This window comes from Ruegeria sp. AD5 (assembly GCF_056542345.1).
This window is the reverse complement of record NZ_JBQFZR010000004.1, coordinates 83,762-100,775: the sequence shown is the minus strand read 5'-3', so window position 1 is coordinate 100,775 and position 17,014 is coordinate 83,762. Positions and strand designations below refer to the sequence as shown.

General features: G+C 57.7%; 16 protein-coding genes. 3 read left to right on the top strand and 13 right to left on the bottom strand.

The annotated features are described in order from the left end of the window. Nucleotides 1–4 precede the first annotated feature (4 nt). The gene (locus ACR0JG_RS18290) at nt 5–1,387 is read left to right on the top strand and encodes a leucyl aminopeptidase family protein (protein WP_480571703.1); all 1,383 of its coding nucleotides are present in this window, start codon (nt 5–7) and stop codon (nt 1,385–1,387) included. Continuing rightward, nucleotides 1,384–2,121, top strand: coding sequence for a C40 family peptidase (locus ACR0JG_RS18285; protein ID WP_480571701.1), 738 nt, complete (start codon nt 1,384–1,386; stop codon nt 2,119–2,121). Before ACR0JG_RS18290 ends, ACR0JG_RS18285 begins: the two co-directional genes overlap by 4 nt. On the opposite strand, the gene ACR0JG_RS18280 is transcribed toward ACR0JG_RS18285, so the two are convergent. The 10 genes from ACR0JG_RS18280 to ACR0JG_RS18235 all read right to left on the bottom strand — a co-directional run bounded on the left by ACR0JG_RS18280 (nt 2,118) and on the right by ACR0JG_RS18235 (nt 13,012). Further along, nucleotides 2,118–2,468 carry a DUF2794 domain-containing protein gene (locus tag ACR0JG_RS18280; protein ID WP_170399260.1) on the bottom strand — a complete coding sequence of 117 codons (351 nt, stop codon included), beginning with the start codon at nt 2,466–2,468 and terminating at the stop codon, nt 2,118–2,120. The genes ACR0JG_RS18285 and ACR0JG_RS18280 overlap by 4 nt on opposite strands. 78 nt (nt 2,469–2,546) lie before the next feature. Next, complete coding sequence (locus ACR0JG_RS18275) at nt 2,547–4,211, bottom strand: ABC transporter permease (RefSeq protein ID WP_480571698.1); 1,665 nt, start codon at nt 4,209–4,211, stop codon at nt 2,547–2,549. Between the two features lie 106 nt (nt 4,212–4,317). Beyond that, a complete protein-coding gene (locus ACR0JG_RS18270) occupies nt 4,318–5,535 on the bottom strand; it encodes a phenylacetate--CoA ligase family protein (RefSeq protein ID WP_480571695.1) in 1,218 nt (405 codons plus the stop codon). 19 nt (nt 5,536–5,554) lie between these two features. Continuing rightward, entirely contained in the window at nt 5,555–6,388 is an 834-nt protein-coding gene (locus ACR0JG_RS18265) for an ABC transporter ATP-binding protein (protein ID WP_480571692.1), read from the bottom strand. A gap of 72 nt (nt 6,389–6,460) precedes the next feature. Beyond that, entirely contained in the window at nt 6,461–7,744 is a 1,284-nt protein-coding gene (locus tag ACR0JG_RS18260) for an ABC transporter substrate-binding protein (RefSeq protein WP_170408764.1), read from the bottom strand. A gap of 73 nt (nt 7,745–7,817) precedes the next feature. Further along, entirely contained in the window at nt 7,818–8,894 is a 1,077-nt protein-coding gene (locus ACR0JG_RS18255) for a branched-chain amino acid ABC transporter permease (RefSeq protein ID WP_170408765.1), read from the bottom strand. 3 nt (nt 8,895–8,897) lie between these two features. Then, nucleotides 8,898–9,155 (bottom strand): hypothetical protein, encoded by a 258-nt coding sequence (locus ACR0JG_RS18250; RefSeq protein ID WP_170408766.1) that lies wholly within the window; start codon nt 9,153–9,155, stop codon nt 8,898–8,900. A 3-nt stretch (nt 9,156–9,158) separates the two neighbouring features. Further along, nucleotides 9,159–10,145, bottom strand: a complete 987-nt coding sequence (locus ACR0JG_RS18245; protein WP_170408767.1) for a branched-chain amino acid ABC transporter permease — start codon at nt 10,143–10,145, stop codon at nt 9,159–9,161. Nucleotides 10,146–10,174: 29 nt separating this feature from the next. Further along, on the bottom strand, nt 10,175–10,993 hold the full coding sequence (locus ACR0JG_RS18240; protein ID WP_170426283.1) for an ABC transporter ATP-binding protein: 819 nt from the start codon (nt 10,991–10,993) through the stop codon (nt 10,175–10,177). A gap of 75 nt (nt 10,994–11,068) precedes the next feature. After that, nucleotides 11,069–13,012, bottom strand: coding sequence for an AMP-binding protein (locus ACR0JG_RS18235; RefSeq protein ID WP_480571766.1), 1,944 nt, complete (start codon nt 13,010–13,012; stop codon nt 11,069–11,071). A gap of 442 nt (nt 13,013–13,454) precedes the next feature. Between ACR0JG_RS18235 and ACR0JG_RS18230 the strand changes: the two genes are divergently transcribed. Then, the gene (locus tag ACR0JG_RS18230) at nt 13,455–14,426 is read left to right on the top strand and encodes a sterol desaturase family protein (protein WP_480571689.1); all 972 of its coding nucleotides are present in this window, start codon (nt 13,455–13,457) and stop codon (nt 14,424–14,426) included. A 68-nt stretch (nt 14,427–14,494) separates the two neighbouring features. Here the strand turns inward: ACR0JG_RS18230 and mutT are convergent, their stop codons facing one another. Genes mutT through ACR0JG_RS18215 form a run of 3 tightly spaced genes read right to left on the bottom strand, consistent with a single transcriptional unit; the run spans nt 14,495 to nt 16,969 of the window. Next, nucleotides 14,495–14,893: an 8-oxo-dGTP diphosphatase MutT gene (gene mutT / locus ACR0JG_RS18225; RefSeq protein WP_480571686.1), complete on the bottom strand. Its 399-nt coding sequence runs from the start codon at nt 14,891–14,893 to the stop codon at nt 14,495–14,497. Beyond that, entirely contained in the window at nt 14,890–16,116 is a 1,227-nt protein-coding gene (argJ, locus tag ACR0JG_RS18220) for a bifunctional glutamate N-acetyltransferase/amino-acid acetyltransferase ArgJ (protein WP_480571683.1), read from the bottom strand. The genes mutT and argJ overlap by 4 nt, the downstream gene beginning before the upstream one ends. 4 nt (nt 16,117–16,120) lie before the next feature. Next, nucleotides 16,121–16,969 (bottom strand): peptidylprolyl isomerase, encoded by an 849-nt coding sequence (locus ACR0JG_RS18215; protein WP_170399297.1) that lies wholly within the window; start codon nt 16,967–16,969, stop codon nt 16,121–16,123. Between the last annotated feature and the right edge of the window lie 45 nt (nt 16,970–17,014).

Here is a 17,014-nt window from a genome sequence, read left to right as displayed (position 1 = left end):
ACGCATGACCCTGTCCTTCGCCCCTGCCTCCGACCCATCGCTGCCACTACATGTGTTAGAGCAATCAGATTTTGAAAGCTGGCTGACCGATCAGCCGGATCATATCCGAGCTTGGGTTGTGGCCGATGGGTTTTCCGGAGCTCTGGGTCAAACACTTCTGGTGCCCGGCACAGATGGTAATCCGCAGTTTGCCATGGCGGGATATGGCAGCGCGGCAAAACGGGTGCGCAAGCGATTTCCGCTAGCCGCTGCCGCAGAATCGCTGCCCAAGGGCACCTATCATATCGCCTCGGGCGTTCCCGCAGATGTGCTTGAGGCTGAATGCCTGGGCTGGCTGATGACGGGATATGCCTTTGATCGCTATGCGGCGCAAAGCCCGGCCAACGCCACGCTTATTGCGCCCGATGGCATAGATGCCCGGCGGATCGAAATCATGGCCAATGCCGAGGCATTGACACGGGATCTGGTCAACACACCCACTTCGGACATGGGTCCGGCGCAATTACAACACGCGGTTGAGGCACTGGCACGGGAACACGGCGCAGACATCTCGGTCATCACAGGCGATGCGTTGCTGGAACAGAATTTTCCGATGATCCACGCGGTCGGGCGTGCTGCCGAACAGGCCCCGCGTCTGATCGAGATGAGCTGGGGCGATCACGGGCCAAAACTAACATTAGTTGGGAAAGGGGTCTGTTTCGATACCGGCGGCCTGAATCTGAAACCCGGTGCTTCGATGGGGCTGATGAAAAAAGATATGGGCGGAGCGGCCAATGTGCTGGGTCTGGCCCGTATGATCATGGCGCTGGATCTGAAGGTGCAATTACGGGTCCTGATCCCGGCGGTCGAAAACGCAGTAGCGGGCAATGCTTTCCGCCCCGGCGACATCCTGACGGCGCGTAATGGGCTAACGGTTGAGATCAACAACACTGATGCCGAGGGTCGGTTGGTGCTGGCCGATGCCCTTGCTCTGGCGCATGAAGGGGCACCAAACCTGCTCATCTCGATGGCCACTTTGACTGGCGCGGCCCGGGTTGCATTGGGCGCTGATCTGGCCCCGTTTTATACCGATGACGACAAAGCCGCGGACGTGCTGGCGCGTGCTGGCCGGGCTGCCGCTGATCCGGTCTGGCGTATGCCTTTTCATGACCCCTATGAAGCGATGATCGAACCCGGCATCGCTAACCTCGACAATGCGCCTTCTGGTGGATTTGCAGGCTCTATCACCGCGGCACTGTTCCTGCGCCGGTTCGCTGCCGAAAGTCGCTATATGCATTTTGACATCTATTCGTGGCAACGCAGTAAGGAACCCGGTCGCAGCAAGGGTGGTTTGGGCCAAGGCCCGCGTGCCCTCCTGGGGGCTTTGCCAGAGATCCTTGGCCTATGACTCAGGCGCGCATCATTCAACCGGTCATAGACCTGCTGCGCCACCCTGACGGTCCGCGCGACCGGCAATTGTTGTTCGGCGACACGGTCACTGTTTTGGACGACCAAAACGGCTGGAGCAAGATCTCAGCCAGCAAGGACGGCTATACCGGATGGGTGGCGACGGACGATCTGGGACCAATTGAGCCACAGACTCACTGGATCGTCGCCGCTTCGACCCATGCCTATCAGAAGCCCGATATAAAAAGCCGCGATCTGACCTCTCTTAGCTTTGGCAGTAAAATCAGGGCTCTGTCTGAGGAGGGCGGGTTTCTGGAAACGCCAATCGGGTTCATTCCGGGGGTGCATGCCGTGCCCGCTTATTCCCTGCTGACCGATCCCGTTTCCGCGGCCGAACTTTTTCTCGGCACCCCTTATCTTTGGGGTGGTAACAGTCGATTCGGGCTGGATTGCTCGGGCCTCGTACAACTCGCACTGCTCGCCTGCGGCGTTCCTTGTCCCGGAGACAGCGGCGATCAGGAACGCGAAGTTGGTGGATCGGTGCCCGAGGGCGATCCCGCACGGCGCGGAGACTTGCTGTTCTGGAAAGGCCATGTGGCCTGGGTTGCCGCCGAAAACCTTCTACTTCACGCCAACGCCTATCACATGGCCGTCGCGCTCGAACCGATGGATCAAGCGATTGCCCGGATCGCTGCCCAGGGTGACGGGCCGGTTACAGCGCACAAAAGGCTCTAATCCAGGTCAACCGCACGGATAAGCTTGCGTTCCAGAACCCTCAGAACCGCGCGCAGATCGTGCCCGCGCTTCAAAATACGCCCATCCATGCCGACCACGGAATACATGCCCTGACGTAGCCGCAGACGCGGGTGCTTCTCGACCCTGTAAATGGGATGTTCCGCCGTGCGCCGAAAGATCGAAAACACCGCCATATCCCGCAGGTTCGAGATTCCGTAGTCGCGCCATTCACCGGCAGCAACCATTCGGCCATAAACAGACAGGATTTGAGACATCTCGCGCCGGTCAAACGCGACCGGCATCTGGGCAGAGCCGGACCCGAACCGGCTGGGAGGCTGCATGTTCATATGACAAGCCTTGCCGGAAATCGCCGTCGAATCAAGCCCACTGGCATCAAGGTGTTGTATTTTTGGATCGCCCGCCCGCTATCTGCGCCCAACCTGACGGCAAATCAAGATCACCGGCAGCAACCCGACAGCCAGAATAACCAGCGACGGAACCGCTGCACCTTCAAGCCTCTCATCCGAGGCCAGACGATAGGCCTGCACTGCTAGCGTGTCGAAGTTAAAAGGCCGCATGATCAGGGTCGCGGGCAGCTCTTTCATCACATCCACAAAGACAATCAACAGTGCCGTCAGCAATGAAGGCGTAAGGATCGGCAGATGTACCCGGCGCAGCGTTCCTAACGGGGTTTGACCCAGTGACCGCGCGGCGGCATCCATATTGGCGTGAACGGTACTCTGCCCGCCCTCATAGGCGCTGAGCGCGGCGGCCAGAAAGCGCACCATATAGGCCGCGATCAGCAACCAGATGGATCCCGTGACCAGCAATCCGGTCGAGATATCAAAGGTCTGGCGCATCCACGCATCCAGTGCGTTGTCGAATCCCGCAAAGGGGACGATCAGCCCCACGGCAATCACGCCACCCGGCACCGCATAGCCCAACCGCGCCACATAAGCCGCCATGGCGGACCCGCGCCCGGGGCGCAGGCGTTGGAAGAATCCTATCGAAATCGCCGCGCTGACGGTGATAACCGCCGCAGTCCCCGCCAGTGTCAGCGAGTTCTGTATGAACCCGATATATCGGCGCGACAGCAGGTTCTGCTCGGATTCCAACCCCATCTGCACCAGGATAACCACAGGCAGAAGGAATCCGAACAGGACGGGAATTGCGCATAGCAGAAATGCCGCAAGTGATTGCCATCCCTTGAGTTGCGCCGCTGGCAGACCTGCGTGGCGCTTGCCTGCCTGATAGTATTTGGCTTTGCCGCGCTGTGTCCGCTCGGCCACGGCCATGACAAGCGCAAAACCCAACAGACAAAGGGCGAGTTGCGCCGCAGCAGCGCGATCAGCCATGGAAAACCAGCTTGTGTAGATGCCAGTGGCAAAAGTCTGCACTCCGAAATAGGCGACTGTGCCGAAATCGGCGATGGTTTCCATAACCGCCAGCAAGACGCCCCCCGCAATCGCCGGTCGTGCCATCGGCAGGGATACGCGCCAAAAGGCATGCCAGGGGCCATTGCCCAGCGCCCGGGCCGCCAGAAAGGCCGTGGCGCTTTGCTGCAGAAATGCCGCGCGCGCCAGCAAATAGACATAGGGATACAACACCAGGATCAACATCACCGCCGCTCCCTCGGTCGAGCGAATCTCGGGGAACCAATAGTCGCGCGGGCCCCAGCCGGTCACATCCCGCAGCGTGGTCTGAACGATTCCGGGGTGATCCAGAATGAAGGTATAGGCATAGGCCAGCACATAAGCCGGAAAGGCCAGCGGCAGGACCAGAGCGATTTCCAGCCACCGCACTCCGGGAAAGCGGGTCATCGTGACCAGCCAGGCAGCGCCGACACCAATCGAAAACGTCCCTGCTGCGACCAGCACCACCAGGATCACCGTGGTCAGCACATAGCCAGGCAAAACAGTCTCTAACAAATGGGAAATTGTGTCGGTGCCACCGGTCACCGCCGCCAGAACAACCGCCACCATTGGCAACAGACAAGCGGCCGCCACGACATAGGCAATGCCGCCCACAAAACGTGTACCTAAGGCGCCGCGATTATGTGTTCCGTGTTCTGAATATTCGACTTCGGCCATGGCGTCTGACTGAGAATCCCATAGGGTCTGCCTTTAATCGACTAAAACTCTAAGAAACACCAGTGGGCCGACTAACAAAAACTGCGGCAATGTTTGCCGCAGATCCCTATTCATAAGCGCGCTGATCCTCGATCACCAAGCCATCTTTGGGCAAAGAGCCCGGCGCCACAACTTCAATCGCGCCTTTCAGTTTCAGGACTTCGACCACCGATTTTGCATAGGCACCATCGTTCTCGCAGGGGCTTTCGATCTGAACGGTCATGGTATCCATCTCGCCCTGTCGCGCCGCAATGACACGCGCCTTGACGATTTCATCATGCTTGTCGACCAGCGCGGCCACCTGTTCGGGGCGGACGAACATGCCCTTGATCTTGGTGGTCTGATCGGCGCGACCCATCCAGCCTTTGATACGCATATTTGTGCGCCCGCACGGAGACTCTCCGGGCATGATCGCCGACAGATCACCGGTGGCAAATCGGATCAACGGGTAATCGGGGTTCAGCGTGGTCACAACCACCTCACCTACTTCACCAGGTGCAACCGGGGTTCCTGTGCCGGGGGTGACGATCTCAACGATCACGTGTTCGTCGATGATCATACCCTCCATCGCAGGGCTTTCATAAGCTATGTTGCCCAGATCAGCGGTCGCGTAGCATTGCAGGCAGACGATGCCCCGATCGGCGTAATCCTGTCGTAGGCTTGGAAACAGCGCCCCGCCACCCACAACGGCCTTGGAAAATTTCAGCGCGACGCCCATGGCTTCGGCTTTATCCAGAATGACTTTCAGATAGTCGGGCGTACCTGCATATGCGGTGCAACCCACATCGCGCGCAGCGGTCACCTGCAACTCGGTCTGACCTGTACCTGCAGGCAGGACCGACGCGCCAACGGCCTGTGCGCCGCTTTCAAAGATCATGCCCGCGGGGGTGAGGTGATAGCCAAAACAGTTCTGAACGATATCGCCCGGACCAACCCCAGCAGCATTCAGGAACCGGCCCATGCGCCACCAGTCGTGATCAGTGCTGCCGGGCTCGTAAATCGGACCCGGAGATTGAAAGACGTGTTGGAAATTCCGCGCCGGTTTGACGGTGAACCCTCCAAACGGAGGTCGGGTGCCCTGCGCCTTTGTCAGATCGGATTTTCGCAGAACCGGCAGTTGTGCCAGCGCCTGCATGTCTGTCACTGTGCCGGCGTCCACGTTGGACAGAATGCCGGCATATCCGGGCGCTTTTTGCGCGCGGGCAATCTGTTCTGGCAAGGCGCGCGCGTGATCAGCGGTGCGCTCGTCAGCGGATCGGGTTTCAAGCTTATCAAAATAGGTCATTGAAATATCCTCCACCCGCTTACAGCCATCTCTTGCGGCGGCGGTATGAGCGCACGTCTCGAAAGCTCTTGCGGCCTTCGTCAGACATGCCGAGATAAAATTCCTTTACGTCCGGGTTTTCGCGCAATTCAGCGGCGGGGCCGTCCATCACCACGCGGCCAGATTCCAGAATATAACCGTAATGAGCAAACCTTAGAGCCACATTTGTGTTCTGCTCAGCCAGCAGGAAGGACACGCCTTCCTTCTCGTTCAGGTCCCTTACGATGCCAAAAATCTCTTCGACAAGTTGCGGAGCCAGACCCATTGAGGGTTCATCAAGAAGGATGGTCTCGGGGCGCGACATCAGAGCCCTGCCCATCGCAACCATCTGCTGCTCACCGCCCGAAGTATAACCGGCCTGACTACGACGGCGTTCCTTCAAGCGTGGGAAGTAATTGTAAACCAATTCAAGGTCCTGCTGGATCGCGGCAGACCCGTCCTTCCGGGTATAGGCACCGGTCAGCAGATTTTCCTCGACTGTGAGGTGTTCGAAACAGTGGCGGCCTTCCATGACTTGAATGACGCCCTTCTCCACCAAGGCAGCCGGGTCGCTTTCATGCACGCCCTCGCCGCGATATCTAATCGAGCCTTTGGTGACCTCGCCCCGTTCCGAATGCAGCAGGTTCGACACGGCCTTCAATGTGGTTGTCTTGCCCGCACCATTGCCACCCAGTAGGGCTGTGATGCCGCCCTTGGGCACAGTCAGGCTGACGCCTTTCAGAACAAGGATCACATGGTTGTAGATCACCTCGATATTGTTGACCTCAAGCAGGGTTTCCGCCTGCACGTCAGTGGTTTGTGCCGCATCCAACATCAGCGCGTGTCCTTGTGCGAGTGTGGGGTTCGGGGCGGCAGTGATCCGCCGCCCCGTTTGGTTCAGAGCACCTTATTCGCAGCGCTGAGAAATATTGTTCTCAGCAGCATATGCGCCCGAGTCTTCGTCGATCAGTGCGTTGATGACCTCAGCGTCAGTCGGTTCGAAGCCCTGAATCGAGTTCCAGGTACCCGCCGCTGCATCCCACTGAACAACACCGACAAGGCCGGGGCCGCCATGGTTTTCGCATGAGACCGCGAATTCAGGTCCGAAACCGGCCATACCCAGCGCTTCCATCTTGGCATTGGTGATCTCCAGCGCCTCCATGCCATCGCGCATCATCGATGCGTCGATTTCGGCAGTGCCGTGCATCTCTTGCGCGGTCTTCACTGCTTCTGCGGCCAGCATCGCAGCATAGAGGCCGCGGTTGTACTGTACCGTACCCAGTTGATCACCGGCGCCTGCAGCTTTGCCCGCATCTACGACATATTTCTTCAGGTCGTCATAGACAGGATAGTCGTCGCCCAGACCGGTGAAGGTCAACGCTTTGTAACCGGTGGCCTTATCACCCGCAGGCTCAACATCAAACTCGGCCCCGGACCACCAGACACCGATGAAGTTCTCCATTGGGAAGCGGATATTGGCGGCTTCTTGCACGGCGACCTGGTTCATCACGCCCCAGCCCCACATGATCACATAGTCGGGCTTTTCCCGGCGGATTTGCAGCCACTGCGACTTCTGCTCCTGACCGGGGTGGTCGACCGGCAGCAGGGTCAGGTCATAGCCATGTTTTTCAGCCAGTGTTTCCAGCGTACGGATCGGTTCCTTGCCATAGGCCGAGTTGTGATAGACCAGCGCGATCTTCTTGCCGCTCAAGTCGCCACCGTTTTCGTCCAGCAGATAGTTGATCGCGCCCGACGCCCCGTTCCAGTAATTGGCAGGATAGTTGAACACGTTGCTGAACACCTTACCGTTCGCCGCCGAGGTGCGGCCATAACCCATTGTGTGCAGCGGAATGCCGTCTGCGGTCACTTTAGGGATCAACTGATAGGTGATGCCGGTGGACAGGGGCTGATAGACCAAAGCACCTTCGCCCTTGGTCGATTCATAACATTCCACGCCTTTTTCCGTGTTATATCCGGTCTCGCATTCGATCACGTTGGCCGCAACACCGCCGATACCGCCATCGCGTTCGTTCAGCAGTGTGAAGTAGTCGGCATATCCGTCCGCAAATGGGATACCGCCGGCCGCATAAGGCCCGGTCCGGTAACTGAGCGACGGGAATACGAGGTCGGCCATGACCGGACCTGCGGCCATCACGGCGCCCAGCGCCAGGGTTGCCAGTTTCTTTTTCATCGGGTGTCTCCTCCCTTGGTTGATCCGATGTTGGGTTTCGGGTTTCACACCCGTCTTTTCGTTGGGCCGGTCCTTAGTGCGGGAACGGCCAGAGTCTGAGTTTCTCTTTCGCCACACGCCAGAGCTGCGCCAGACCGTGCGGTTCGAGAATCAGGAACATGATGATCAGAGCACCGACGATGACGAGGTTCAGGTGCGCCACGATATCTGTGGGCCAGCCCAGCAGATCGACGCCAAGCAGTTTCAAAACGACTGGCAGTAGCACGAGGAAGGCGGCACCGGCAAAGGACCCAAAAATAGACCCTAACCCGCCGATAATCACCATGAACAGCACCAGGAACGATTTTTGAATGCCGAACACTTCTCCAACCTCGACCGCGCCCAGATAGACCGCAAAGAACAGCGCGCCGGCCACGCCCACGAAGAACGAACTGACAGCAAAGGCGGTCAGCTTGGCCTTGAGCGGGTTCACCCCGATGATCTCGGCCGCGATGTCCATGTCGCGGATTGCCATCCAGGTACGACCAGTGGTGCCGCGGGTCAGGTTACGCGCGATGATTGCGCAGACGGTCAAGAAGATCAGGCAGAACAAATAAGTCGCCCATGCCGGAGCATTCGGGCCAGTGATAATGATACCGAACACATCGCGTTCCGGCGCATTGATCTGTCCCGAGGCCGAGTAGTTGTAGAACCACGGCACCCGGTTAAACAGCCACACAAGGAAGAACTGCGCCGCCAGCGTGGCCACCGCCAGATAGAATCCTTTGATCCGCAGAGAAGGTAAGCCGAAGAGGACACCCACGATCGCGGTGATGCCGCCTGCAAGGATCACATGGATGAACATGCTGACATCCGGAAAAGCCGTCATCAACTTGTAACAGGCATAGGCCCCCACAGCCATGAACCCGCCGGTGCCCAGCGACACCTGTCCGCAATAGCCCACCAGAATGTTCAGCCCGATCGCCGCAATCGCATAGATCAGGAATGGCAGCAGCAGCGCGTTGGCCCAATAGTCGTTGATGATGAACGGAATGATCCCGAACGCCACCGCCAGCACGACATAATACCGATACCGGTCAAACTTGATCGGGAAAGTCTGGCTGTCGGCGATATATGAGGTTTTGAAATCCCCGGCCTCACGATAGAACATATCTTACTTTCCCCATTCTTCCTGCGCCCGATTGCGGGCAGCGGCGTCCAGTTGATTGGACCCTTTGGCATATCCGGTGGCCTCGGAAGCGCGCACCAGTTTCATGTAAGCCAGGATGCCCATGACCAGCCCGGCAAAGGCCAGAATTACAGCGATCACAAGTTGGCCCTCGGTCAGATCGCTTGATGTCAGGGCGATGTAGCCGAAAGCCCAAAACCCCGCCCATGCGATCACGTTGATGATGGCAATCAGCTTGGTCACGCCCTACACCCTCTCGATGATCTTCTCGCCGAACAGGCCCTGAGGTCGGAACACGAGGAAGATCAGCGCCAATACATAGGCAAACCAGTTCTCGGTTGCGCCGCCAACCATCGGACCGATCGCGAATTCGAATAGTTTCTCGCCTACACCGATGATCAGACCGCCGACGATGGCCCCGGGGATCGAGGTAAACCCGCCCAGCATCAATACCGGCAGAGCCTTAAGCGCGATCAGCGACAGCGAGAACTGAACGCCCGATTTGGTGCCCCACATGATGCCCGCAACCAGCGCTACAAACCCGGCGACCGACCAGACCATGATCCAAATGAAGTTCAGCGAAATCCCGACCGATAGCGCCGCCTGATGGTCATCCGCCACCGCACGCATCGCCCGACCCTGCTTGGTGTACTGGCTGAACGCCACCAGAGCCGCCACCAGAAGTGCTGCGATGATCGTAGCCACGATGTCCAGATTGTCGATGAAGAAACCGTAGTCGAAGATATTAAAGGTCGTCTCGTCAATCCACAGGTTGATACCCTGCGGCAGACCCACATCCAGCGTCTTGATCTCGGACCCCCACATCAGGTCGGCGACGCCCTCAAGAAAATAGGCCAGACCAATGGTCGCCATGAACAGGATGATCGGCTCTTGCCCGACCAGATGGCGCATGACGAACCGTTGCACGCACCAGGCCAGCAACACCATCACGGCCATGGTCAGAATAATCGCAAGCAACGCGGGCACATTCCAACCAAAATTATAGACGTGCGTGCCGAAAGTCGCGTTGATCAGGTGCGCAAAAGGCACCTGCCCGTTCATGATTCCGACCAGCGTCATCGCGGCAAACAGGGCCATAACCCCTTGGGCATAATTGAAAATCCCCGACGCCTTGTAGATCAACACAAAGCCGAGCGCGACCAGCGCATACAGCACCCCAGCCATCAGACCGTTGAGGATGACCTCCATCGCGAAGATTAATTGTTCAGGCATGCCAGCCCCTCCCCAATTCTGCCCGGACCTCAGTCATGGCTGACCCCCAAATAGGCATCAATGACTTCTTGGTTGTTGCGCACCTCATCCGGGGTGCCGTCACCAATCTTTTTGCCGTAATCCATCACAACCACACGGTCGCTCAGATCCATTACCACGCCCATATCGTGCTCGATCAGCGCAATCGTGGTGCCAAACTCGTCATTCACGTCGAGGATAAAGCGGCTCATGTCCTCTTTCTCTTCGACGTTCATCCCGGCCATCGGCTCATCCAGCAGCAGCAGTTTCGGTTCCGCCGCCAGCGCGCGCGCCAGTTCGACGCGTTTCTTCAACCCGTAAGGCAGGCGGGACACCGGCGTTTTGCGGATGTGCTGAATCTCAAGGAAATCAATGATCTTCTCGACCGCCTCGCGGTTCTCGGTCTCTTCTGCCTCGGCCTTGCCCTTCCACAGCGCCTGCTGAAGAATATTGGTCTTCATAAAACCCAGACGCCCGGTCATGACGTTGTCCAGAACGCTCATCCCTTCAAACAAGGCAATGTTCTGGAACGTCCGAGCGATCCCTTGCTGGGCCACTTCAAAGGGCCGCATCGGCGGGCGTTTGGCACCGTGAAACCAAACCTCACCCTCTTGCGGAACATAAAAGCCCGAGATCACGTTCAACATCGAGGACTTACCCGCCCCGTTTGGCCCGATGATCGCACGGATCTCACCCTCACGGATGTCGAACGAGATATCCTTGATCGCCACCACGCCGCCAAAGCGCAGGGTGATGTTCTTCATCTCCATCACCACACCGCCGATCTTGCGGCCGTCTTCGGTGACATATCCTTCGGAGTTATCCAGCATCAGAACCTCCCTGACACAAAAACGGGATGGCGGGCGGGGCGATTACCGCAGGTCGAGCGGCGCGCGTCAGCCCACTCATTCCGCCGCCACCTTGTGCTGCGCGACCGGAACCACTGGCGCATCGACAATTTCCAATGTCGCAGAAATCGATCCCTTACGACCATCTTCATAGGTCACTTCAGTCGTGGTCGAAACGCTCGACGACCCGTCGTACAACGCCGCTATAATGTCGCTGAATTTGTCCTCGACAAACCCACGCCGCACCTTGCGGGTCCGGGTCATCTCGCCATCATCGGCATCCAGTTCCTTGTGCAACACCACGAAGCGATGCACCTGACAACCCGATAGCATTTCATCGGCGGCAACCGACTTGTTTACCTCTTCCACATGCGTCTTAATCGTCTCTAACACACGCGGATGTCCCGCCAGTTCTTGGTAAGATGCATAAGCAACGTTGTTGCGTTCCGCCCAGTTTCCAACCGCTGTCAAATCGATATTGATGAAAGCCACACATCGATCCTTGCCATTCCCGAACAGCACGACTTCAAGAATATCGGGATAGAATTTCAGCTTGTTCTCGACATATTTCGGCGCAAACATCGAACCATCAGCCATCTTGCCCACGTCTTTGGCACGATCAATGATCCGCAGATGGCCTGAATTCTCCTCGATGAACCCGGCATCCCCCGTCGCCACCCAACCTTCGGCATCCTTGGTCGAAGCCGTCGAATCCGGATTGTTGTAATACTCGACGAACACGCCGGGTGAGCGGTAATGAATCTCGCCCTTATCATCGATCTTCAGCTCGACATCCGGCGCCGGAACACCAACCGTATCCGCCCGTACCTCGCCATCCGGCTGCACGGTGATGAACACGGTCGCTTCGGTCTGACCGTAAAGCTGCTTCAGGTTGATGCCCAAAGAGCGGTAGAAATCAAAGATTTCCGGCCCGATCGCTTCACCCGCCGTATAGCCCACACGGAACCGGCCATAGCCAAGCGTATCCTTGAGTGGCCCATAGACCAGCAGACTGCCCAACGCATATTTCAACTTGTCGCCAAAGCCCACCGGCTTGCCGTCCAGCAGCAATCCACCAACCCTCTTGGCATGGGCCATGAAATAATGGAACATGCGCTGCTTCAGCTTGCCCGCATCCTCCATCCGGATCATCACGTTGGTCAGCTGGGTTTCGAACACCCGCGGTGGAGCAAAGAAATAGGTCGGTCCGATTTCACGCAGGTCTGTCATCATCGTGTCGGCGCTTTCGGGGCAGTTCACGCAGAAGCCGCACCAATAAGCCTGACCAATCGAGAATATGAAATCGCCAACCCAAGCCATCGGCAGGTAAGACAGGATGTCCTCGTTCCGGGTCAGATGATCGAATTCCGCCGAGTTCTTAGCGCTTTCGATAACATTGCGGTTCGACAGCACCACGCCCTTGGGCTTGCCCGTGGTGCCCGAGGTATAAAGCATCACGCAGGTATCATCGTAAGTGATCGCCGCAATGCGCTTGTCCAGTTCCGCATCAAACCGCGCGTGCCCCGCACTGCCCTCGGCCATGATGTCCTCAAGCGCGTTCATCTGCGAGTGGTCGTATTTCCGCATCCCCCGCTTGTCGGTGTAGAGTATGTGCTTGACCTGATGCAGGTTTTCCTGAATTTCAATGACCTTGTCGACCTGCTCCTGATCACCGCAGACGACATATTTCGCACCGCAATGTTCCAGCACATAGGCCATCTCTTCGGCGACCGAATCCTGATACAGAGGCACCGGCACCGCGCCTACCATTTGAGCGGCAACCATCGACCAGTAATGGGCGGGACGGTTCCGACCAATCACAGCAATATGGTCACCCTTTTCAACGCCAAGTTCTAGAAACCCAAGCGCGATGGCACGGATTTCTTTGGCGGCTTCCGCCCAGGTCCAGCATTGCCAGATCCCGAATTCCTTTTCCCGATAGGCCGGGGCATCCCCGAACTGGGTCACATTGCGGTGTAATAGCGCCGGAAGAGAGTCCATCCCTTCAGCGCCCGACTGCGTCTGAGCCAATCTTTCTCTCCTCCCCATCCGACCCCTCCCCGGGCCGAAAATGGCGGGTTCGGGATGGTGCCCGAACGCCAATGCCCCGATTAGGGACAGGCGGAGGATTAGCGTCAAGTTTTGCCTGATGTTTTCTCAATTCTTACGAATTGTAACAAGGAGGCTGGGTCAACCTTTCGAGTTGTACAAAACTTACATCCCTTTGAGTTGGGCGGTCCCGTCATAAAGCAGATCGCGACGGACCTATTGTCTTGTTGCCCGTGTTTAGCGGAATGAACAAATCAAGATCACGAGTGGAGATTATGGGAACAGCAGCAGGGTTCGCTAAACGCAAAATTTAGCGATCTGTGAGGCGGGGTAGACGACTGGCAGAACGAAACAAAGCGTCATAATTCCGCCGGTTTTTTATGTGACTGGACTCATGTCGGAAAATACACGCGGGCGCGGTGCAATGGATCCATCAGAACTGGCTCAGATAGCCGTATCCAAGATCTCAGGCATTGTTGATAATGCAAACCTGCGGCATTTTTGGGTGTATATTCTGTGCGGAATGCTCATTGCTATCTATGCTCATAGGATTGGGGGAGATGACCGAAGGTTCCTTTCCGTCTTTTTCAGGAAAGAGGTTTGGCGATCCCGTTCGGCGTTTATCGACTACGTAATTCTCGTGCTTAATCCGGTCCTCTATGTGTTCGTACTCGATTGGATTGTGAGGACGCTTTGGAAACTGACGCCTGTAATCGCAGATGAGATCAGAACTCTGGGCGTAAATCTTCAAAATGATGAAGGTTCGGTTTGGGCCGCAATCGCACTGACCATTACGTTGTATCTGGTCAACGATTTCATGCGCTGGTGGTTGCACTATCTGCAACATAAGGTTCCGTTGCTCTGGGAATTCCACAAAATCCATCACTCAGCAGAACATTTGAACTTTGCAACAGCTGAACGGCACCACCCGTTCGATACTGTATTTTTCGTGTTCTGCACGGTAGGCGCAGCCGCGATAGTAAATGGTGTGTTTTGGGGCCTGTTTGGAGATCATCTGACGGTCTATCAAATTGGTGGGGCGAACGTCATTTTCTTTGCCTCCAACATTATCGGCGGTGTCCTGCGTCACAGTCCAGCATGGGTCAGCTTTGGCCCGCATGTCGAAAAATGGCTGATTTCGCCAGCCATGCATCAGATCCATCACTCAAGTGATCCCAAGCACTGGGATAAAAACATGGGTGGCGGGTTGGCAATCTGGGACAGGCTGGGCGGGACGCTCTATGTGCCTCAAGGCCGCGAAGACCTGCAGTTCGGTATCGGGCCGGAAACCAAAGATTATCGATCACTTTATGGCGTTTACGTTGAACCGGTGATGAAGGCAGCCCGGATTTTTCAGCGCAGCTGACCATTTTCGTGAAAGATAATCTGCCTGTCAGCCAGCCAGAGCTTTTGACAGTTTGCGCTGCTCCTGAACTACAACCAATCCCTCAGAACCGGGATCAACGGCACATCTGCCGCAGGCATCGGGTAGTTCTTCAGATCATTCGCACGCACCCATTTCAGCGCCTGACCTTCTTTCGATTGCGGTATCCCCTCCCATTTGCGGCAGGCAAATAGCGGCATAAGAAGATGGAAATCGTCATAGCTGTGGCTGGCGAAGGTCAGCGGGGCGAGGCATGAGGCCCAGGTGTCGATGCCCAGTTCCTCGTGCAACTCGCGGATCAGGGCGGCCTCGGGGGTTTCGCCGGGTTCGATTTTGCCGCCAGGGAATTCCCACAGACCGGCCATGGATTTGCCCTCGGGACGTTGGGCCAGCAGGACGCGGCCCTCGATGTCGATCAGAGCGACAGCAGACACCAATACTGTCTTCACGAGCGATAATCCGCGTTGATCTCGATATATCCGTGGGTCAGATCGCAGGTCCAGACGGTGGAAGCGCCCTGACCCAGTCCCAGATCGACTGCGATCACCAAATCCTGACCTTTCATATAGGCCGCAGCGTCTTCCTCGCGGTAGTCGGGGCTGACCCAGCCTTTTTCAGCCACAAGGATGTCTCCGAACGATATGCTCAAAAGGTCGCGGTCTGCAGCAGCACCGGATTTGCCGATGGCCATGACGATGCGGCCCCAATTCGGGTCCTCGCCCGCGATGGCGGTTTTGACCAGCGGGGAGTTGGCGATAGCCAGCCCGTGGGTTTTGGCATCAGCATCCGTGGCGGCGCCGGTCACACGAATTTCTACGAATTTCGTGGCCCCTTCGCCGTCGCGGACCACTTGCTGCGCAAGGTCCAACATCACTGTTTCCAGTGCTTGCGCGAAGGCGGCATTGCCGGTGGCATCGACGCCCGATGCCCCGGTGGCGCAAAGCAAGAGGCTGTCGGATGTCGAGGTATCGCTATCCACGGTGATGCAGTTGAAGGTCCGGTCAGTCTGCGCGCTCAGCATCGCCTGCAGCGCTGATTGCTCGATCTGAGCATCGGTGAAGATATAGACCAGCATCGTCGCCATATCGGGCGCGATCATGCCGGAACCCTTCGCAATCCCCGCAATAGAGACTGTTTGGCCGCCAATATCGACCTGCGCCGACGACCCCTTCGGGAAGGTGTCGGTGGTCATGATCGCGCGCGCCGCGTCCTCAATCGCGTGACGGCTGAGGCCCGCCTTCAACGCCTCAAGCTGTGCAACGATGCGGTCATGGGGCAGCGGCTCGCCGATGACACCGGTCGACGAGGTAAAAACCCGATCTACCGCGACTCCGGTAGCTTTGGAGACGGCTTGCGTCACCTCGGCCACTGAGGTCTGCCCGTAATGGCCGGTAAACGCATTGGCGTTGCCCGAATTCACAAGGATCGCTGCAGGCCCGTCGCCGGGCCCGCCGATCTTGTCCTGACAATCCAGAACGGGGGCCGCACGGGTGGCCGAGCGGGTGAACACCCCCGCCACCGAAGTGCCCGGATCAAGAACGGCCAGCATCACATCGGTGCGGCCTTGATATCGGACACCAGCCTCGACAGTGGCGAAGCGCACACCGTCGATCGCGGGCAATTCGGGGAAGGCCGCCGGGGCCAGCGGTGAAACCTTGGTTATCGTGGCCACGGGGTTACTCCTGCAGCAGCTCCAGCTGGCGCATGACCTCGGGGCCGGCGCCCTCGAGCGCGGGACGCTCGATCTGCGCTTGCTGCGTCAACTCGTCAATCTTGGCCTGAATTGCTTCTTGCCGAATGGTCTGAGCCAATTCATCGCGCACGACCGCCAATTCGGGGGCCTCGGTCTTGCGCTTGTCGTTCAGCGTGACCACGTGCCAACCGAACTGGGTTTGCACCGGATCCGAGACCTGACCCTTTTCAAGGCCAAGCACGGCACCTTCAAACTCGGGCACCATCTGGCCTTTGCCGAACCAGCCCAGCGCACCGCCATTGGGGCCAGAGGGTCCTGTGGATTTTTCTTTCGCTAGCTCAGCGAAATCTGCGCCTTCTTCAAGTTGGGCTTTGACAGCTTTGGCTTCGTCCTCGGATTCGACCAGAATGTGGCTGGCATTGAACTCGTCTTCGCCCTGAAACTCGGCGAATTGCGTGTCATAGGCGGCCTGTATGGCCTCATCAGTGACACTGGCGGCTGTCAGCGCTTCGACGGTTTGCACGGCGCGCAGGGACCGGGTTTCGTTTTCCAGTCGAAGGGCGTTGAGTGTATTCAGCTCTTCCTGTTCAAGGCTCAGCAGGTGCTGCTGGACCAGTTGCTCGAGGATGAAATCATATAGCACCTCATCTTCAAGCTGCTGATACTGCGCCGGCAGCGCCGAGGCGGTGGCGATGACGTGACCCAACGTGATCTCGTCGCCGTTCACGCGGGCAACCACGGTGTTGGCATCCGGTGCGTCCTGGGCGGCCAGCGGCAACGCCATCACGGCAGCAAGCGCAAGCGATGGCAGAAAAGTGAGGCCTTTGGGCATGGAATTATCCTATTTCTTTGCCGCGACAGGGCGCAGCGTTGACAC

Bases quoted from the DNA above. Each gene is read 5' to 3' on its own strand.
- ACR0JG_RS18255 (WP_170408765.1), bottom strand. From the start codon at position 8,894: ATGTTCTATCGTGAGGCCGGGGATTTCAAAACCTCATATATCGCCGAC.
- ACR0JG_RS18240 (WP_170426283.1), bottom strand. From the start codon at position 10,993: ATGCTGGATAACTCCGAAGGATATGTCACCGAAGACGGCCGCAAGATC.
- ACR0JG_RS18230 (WP_480571689.1), top strand. From the start codon at position 13,455: ATGTCGGAAAATACACGCGGGCGCGGTGCAATGGATCCATCAGAACTG.
- ACR0JG_RS18270 (WP_480571695.1), bottom strand. From the start codon at position 5,535: ATGACCTATTTTGATAAGCTTGAAACCCGATCCGCTGACGAGCGCACC.
- ACR0JG_RS18290 (WP_480571703.1), top strand. From the start codon at position 5: ATGACCCTGTCCTTCGCCCCTGCCTCCGACCCATCGCTGCCACTACAT.
- ACR0JG_RS18260 (WP_170408764.1), bottom strand. From the start codon at position 7,744: ATGAAAAAGAAACTGGCAACCCTGGCGCTGGGCGCCGTGATGGCCGCA.
- ACR0JG_RS18215 (WP_170399297.1), bottom strand. From the start codon at position 16,969: ATGCCCAAAGGCCTCACTTTTCTGCCATCGCTTGCGCTTGCTGCCGTG.
- ACR0JG_RS18280 (WP_170399260.1), bottom strand. From the start codon at position 2,468: ATGAACATGCAGCCTCCCAGCCGGTTCGGGTCCGGCTCTGCCCAGATG.
- ACR0JG_RS18275 (WP_480571698.1), bottom strand. From the start codon at position 4,211: ATGGCCGAAGTCGAATATTCAGAACACGGAACACATAATCGCGGCGCC.
- ACR0JG_RS18285 (WP_480571701.1), top strand. From the start codon at position 1,384: ATGACTCAGGCGCGCATCATTCAACCGGTCATAGACCTGCTGCGCCAC.
- ACR0JG_RS18245 (WP_170408767.1), bottom strand. From the start codon at position 10,145: ATGCCTGAACAATTAATCTTCGCGATGGAGGTCATCCTCAACGGTCTG.
- ACR0JG_RS18235 (WP_480571766.1), bottom strand. From the start codon at position 13,012: ATGGACTCTCTTCCGGCGCTATTACACCGCAATGTGACCCAGTTCGGG.
- ACR0JG_RS18265 (WP_480571692.1), bottom strand. From the start codon at position 6,388: ATGTTGGATGCGGCACAAACCACTGACGTGCAGGCGGAAACCCTGCTT.